This is a genomic window from Actinoplanes xinjiangensis (assembly GCF_003148685.1).
Classification (GTDB): domain Bacteria; phylum Actinomycetota; class Actinomycetes; order Mycobacteriales; family Micromonosporaceae; genus Actinoplanes; species Actinoplanes xinjiangensis.
This window is the reverse complement of record NZ_QGGR01000071.1, coordinates 1-4,936: the sequence shown is the minus strand read 5'-3', so window position 1 is coordinate 4,936 and position 4,936 is coordinate 1. Positions and strand designations below refer to the sequence as shown.

The window sequence follows — 4,936 nt, the reverse complement described above, 5'->3', positions numbered from 1 at the left end:
CCGATATCGCCGCCGACGCCAGGAACAAGCTCGAGCCTGTCACTACCGCAAACGACTCGAACCGCCGTAAGCAACGACATCGGGTTGCAGTACTAACCGCCGGACGAGAACTGTCGGCGCCAGAGGCGACAAGGGAGCCACGAAAATGCCAGCACCGGATCCCGTCGCAGAGGTGTGGGCGGTCGCGGACACGGCAGCCGACGGCGCCCTCACCCTGACGGTGACCGGCGAACTCTGCACCATCACCGCCGACACGGCACGCACCCAGCTCACAGCCCTACTCCAACGGTCATCGGCGCCACAGGTACGACTGGACCTCAGCCGGGTGCACTTCTGCGACCTCGCCGGTCTGCGCGTGCTCCTGGAGGTCAGCGTCCAAGCAGCCGCCGCCGATCGACCCATACGGGTAAGCGCCGCGTCCCCTGCCGTGGACTACCTGCTGAACCTCACCCAGACAGCGCCGTCACTGGGCTACCAGCCGGCCACCGAACCGCGGCACGACACGTGACGCAGGCTCGGGATGCGGTGCCGTGTGATGAGTAGGTAGGGCTCGTCCATGACTGACATGGACAGCGAGGTGATCGAGATAGCGGTGCGCAACCAGGGGCGCCTATCTTTCGCGACAGGGTGCCACCGCTCTACCGGGTCTGCGGCAGATCCGGGCCCTGCCAGTTCAGCCAGGGCGCTCTGGACCTGCGCTCGCACACGTCGAGGAACGCTCGATCGCATTACGCGCGTGGGTCGCCAACTCGCGACTGGTGGCGATCAGCCCCTCAGCCAAGGCAACGGGCGCATCGAGATCCCGGCCGTATCCCGTTGTCTCGAAGGGCCATATCCGCCGTTCCTCTGGCACCACAGGCGCTGGAGACCTTGCTCTCGGAACCGGCGGCCGGCTGCTCAGCCAGCGGCCCCTGGATGACCGTGACCGGCAGGTTGCGCTCGGCACGCTCGCCGGACAGCAGGTAATCGGCGTCGCGGAACAGCGCGACCCGGCTATCCGCACGGCGGCGGCTGTTGGTGCGGTCAACGGGTGTGAGCGCTCTGGGTCATGCGCCGTGGGTCGTCGGGTAGGCGGACGGTGAAGCTGGTGCCGGCGTCCGGAAGGTCGTTCAGGGTGACGGTGCCGTGGTGCGCTTCGGTGATGGCGCGCACGATGCTGAGGCCGAGTCCGGTGCCTGGGACGGCGGTGTGGCGGGCGTTGGAGGCGCGGTAGAAGCGGTCGAACAGGTGGTGGCGTTCGTTGTCCGGGATGCCGATTCCGGTGTCGGTGACCGTCATGGTCACTGTGTGTTTGTCGTGGGTGAGGGCCAGGGTGGTGTGGCCGCCGGCGGGACTGTATTTGACGGCGTTGGACAGCAGGTTGTCCAGGACCTGCCGCAGGCGTTGCGGGTCGCCGGAGGTGATGAGTTGTTGGGGGATGTCGGCGGTGATGGTGACATGGTTGGCGTCGGCGGCATCCTGTACGTGGTGCAGGGCTTGGCGGGTGATCGCGGCGAGGTCGATCGGTCGGATGCCGACCGGTAGGTGTCCGGATTCGAGGGCGGCGAGGTCGAGGAGGTCGTCGACGATGGCGCGCAGTGTGCCGGTGCCGCGGGCGATCGCTTCATGCATGGTGCGGGTGTCGTCACTGTGAGGTTCGGTCTCGGCGAGGAGCGCGTCGATGCAGGAGGAGATGACGGTCAGGGGAGTACGCATCTCGTGTCCGACCAGAGACAGGAAGTCGTCCTTGCCCCGGGTGACTTCGTGGGCGAGTTGGGCGCTGCGCCGGCTGGCGAGGAACTGCCCGAGTTGTTCGCCGACTCCGGTGAGCAGGGTCGTCAGTGCGGTCCGCTCGTGTTCGCAGCAGGCGGCGAAGCAGGTCAGGATGCCGACGACGTGACCGTCTGCGCAGATGGGGACGGCCATCATGGTGTGCAGGCCCGCCCGGGCGGCCATCCGCCCCCACGGGCCGGTGGCGATACTCCTAGTGTGGGCGGTGTCGGCGATGTCAGGGACCCACAGCGGCTTCGCGGCGGCCCAGGCGGTGCCGCTGACCCCGAAACCTTCACCGACCGGCCGGGTGCGGAACCCGTCGAATCCGGCGCCCAGCGTGCTGTGGTGTCCGGCCAGGCGCGCCATGCCGGTGAGGTCGTCGTGTAGCCAGAGTTCGACGTGTGGCCAGCCCAGCGCGTCCGCCACCGCTCGGGTGATCTCGGCGGCGGAGCTGTCAATGTCGCCGGTGTGGGCCAGGGTGGTCGCCACCGAGAGTTGACAGTCGCGGAAGCGTTCGACCCGGCGACGTTCGGTGATGTCAAGACCGGTGCCGACCGCTCCTGCCTGGGCATTGTCGGCGGTGATGATCGGCTGGGCGGTGGCGAGCATCGTGCGGACCGGCTCGCCGGGCACCGCGATCAGGATCTCCTGGTCGCGGACGTGCTCACCGCCCAGCGCGCGCATCAGAGAGCTCTGATCCCAGGGCAGGAGTGTGCCGTCGGGCCGGTGCAGGTGAGCGGGAAGGACGGCGAGCAGCGCCGCCGTTGTCGCGTCGTCGGGCAGGCCGTGCAGGCGGCGCATCGCCCGGTTGGCGACTTGGAGGCGGCCGTGCATGTCCATCGCGGCGACCGGTGCGGTGAGGCTGTCGAGCAGGGCGGTGCGGAAGCCGCGTTGGTGACCGGCGTCGCGTTCGGCGTGTGACTGGCCGGTGAGGTCGGTGAGGAACACACAGATCAGGGGCCCGTAGCGTCCGCGCAGCGTCGACGCGACCGCCCGAACCGGTATCTCGTGGCCGTCGCGGTGGCGGATCCGGATGCGTCCGGTCCACCCGCTGTGCGGGCCGGTCGAGGCGATCAGGTCCGGCAGGATGCGGCGGAAACGGTCTCGATGAGGCTCGGGTAACAGGACCTCCTCGGCCCGTCGGCCGCTGACTTCGGTTGCCGACCAGCCCAGCATGACCTGTGCGGCCGGATTCCAGCCCCGGACCCGTCCGCCGGCGTCGACCGCGACGAACGCCTCCTGCACCCCGTCGAGGACCGCTGCGGCGTCCAGCCCTGCCATCGCGTCCGCGTCGGTGTACACGCCGTCGGCGGGCAGACCGGCGAGCAGGGCGGAGATCTCCACCAGCAGTTCCAGTTGGGCGCCTGTCCATACCCGGGGTACCACGTCGACGACCAGCAGCGACCCGACCGTGCGGTCGGCGGCGTCCCGCAGCGGTACCCCGGCGAACGCGCGAGCGCCGTACTCCACCGCTAGAGCATGTTCACGTAGGTCGGGATCGGTGCTCATGTCATCGGCGGTCACCGGATGATCGGCGCTGACGATGTACTTGCACACCGAGTACGCCACGGGCACCGGCTCGCGCGTGGCGAGAGCAGGCGGCAGGCCGAAACAGCCGACGAAATGTTCCTCCACCACGTCCATGACCGCCACGATCGCGATCGGCGCACCGGTCACCCGGGCCGCCAACCGGGCGATCGCATCCAACGGCATGGCCAGCCCCGGCAGCAACCGTCGCGCCCGCCGCGCGGCCGCCACCCGCTGCGGCTGCCTCAGGATCGCCATATCCACGCTCGGCATGCCAATCACCCCACCCCAGTAGGGCAGGACCTGACCGTCCCGCCCACGTCGACCATCGAACGACGGACGCGCCGGGGTCTGGGGCAGCATTCGCTACCACTGATGATCCCGTATCAAGGGCTTCACGGCGTCAGATCCGGCAGGTCCGCCCAGTGCGGCCCGGGCGACGCACGGTTCACGAACCCGGTCGGACCAGGCCGATCTCGTAGGCGAAGACCACGACCTGGACGCGGTCGCTCAGATCGAGCTTGGTCAGGATCCGCCCCACATGGGTCTTCACCGTCGCCTCGGCGACGTGTAGCCGGGCGGCGACATCGAAGAGTGGTTGTCCTCCGCTGACTTCGAGACGGAGCTGAGCTCCTAGCATTTCCCTGACCCGAACGTCAGGCAGCAGCGCTCAAGGATCCGGCAGCGGACGAGACTCCCAATCGAACAGTTAGGCGATGCTGGGATCCAGCCCGCCATCCGTCCACGGCTGTGACGATCCAGCGTCTCGTGTGGCGAGCCGATGGCAGGCCGGGCACGCCGAGGGCAACGTCCGGCTTGTCATCCCGGTGCACGGGCGAAGCGGCCGCCGGACTCCTCGTAACGGGCTCCGTAGGCGCCGGCCTTGCCGGTGAGGGAGAACTCGGCGTCCTCGCCGACATCGGCGGCCTTGTAGCGCAGCCGGCCGTCGGCACCGAGGTAGCTGGTGGCTCGCGCCCCGGAACCGTCAACGTGATCTATGGCGAAGATCCAGCGGTGGCTGTGCTGGGCGGCGCTGGCGGAGATCCGCAGAGTTTCCCTTTCGTCGACGCTGACATCCAGGTCCCGGCCTTGGAAGTACGGCTTGCCGTTACTCGTCAGTGCCCGCGGTGGGTTGTCGAGGTCGAGGGTGACCGTGCGCGTTTCCGGATCGCCGCCGCAGGACGTACGCAGCTCGGTGCCGTTCAGCCGGATACTCCGTGGAACCCCGGCCGTTCACGGCCGGGAGGAAACGGATCGCCTGCGAAGCAGGACAGGGAAAGCCTGTTCGCCGACAAGGCGAACAGGCGTCGAGTGCCGGGTGACAGCCGGGAGGAACTCCGTTCACCCGGCAGGACGTTTCTGTCAAGCGCGCTCCGGCTTGGACCGTCGGAGGCGCTGGCCAGCGCGGTGGAAAATTCGTCATGACGCCTTCGGAGGCCGTCCACCCCGGCCACAGGCGCGGCCGGGTGTCGGCGGTCGACCGTCGTGGTCGGGCTCATGGTGTGGGTGACGGGCGTCCGGCGGTGTGCAGCCGGCGGTCGAGACGGATCGCGGCGTACCCCAGTCCGGCGACGGCGGTGACGATGAGCAGGTCGGTGATCGCCAACGGCTGGGTGCCGAGCAGGGTCTGCAGGGGCGGCAGGTAGATGCCGGCGAG

At 68.9% G+C, this 4,936-nt stretch carries 2 protein-coding genes and 1 pseudogene; 1 reads left to right on the top strand and 2 read right to left on the bottom strand.

From position 1 onward, the window contains the following. Positions 1-145 precede the first annotated feature (145 nt). The gene (locus tag BC793_RS48505; protein WP_109603414.1) at positions 146-508 is read left to right on the top strand and encodes an STAS domain-containing protein; all 363 of its coding nucleotides are present in this window, start codon (positions 146-148) and stop codon (positions 506-508) included. A gap of 515 nt (positions 509-1,023) precedes the next feature. Here the strand turns inward: BC793_RS48505 and BC793_RS48500 are convergent. Further along, on the bottom strand, positions 1,024-3,552 hold the full coding sequence (locus BC793_RS48500; protein WP_158319609.1) for a sensor histidine kinase: 2,529 nt from the start codon (positions 3,550-3,552) through the stop codon (positions 1,024-1,026). 175 nt (positions 3,553-3,727) lie between these two features. Further along, positions 3,728-3,931: pseudogene (locus BC793_RS48495) on the bottom strand (response regulator transcription factor); the annotation flags it as partial. Positions 3,932-4,936 lie beyond the last annotated feature (1,005 nt).

Bases quoted from the DNA above. Each gene is read 5' to 3' on its own strand.
- BC793_RS48500 (WP_158319609.1), bottom strand. From the start codon at position 3,552: ATGCCGAGCGTGGATATGGCGATCCTGAGGCAGCCGCAGCGGGTGGCG.
- BC793_RS48505 (WP_109603414.1), top strand. From the start codon at position 146: ATGCCAGCACCGGATCCCGTCGCAGAGGTGTGGGCGGTCGCGGACACG.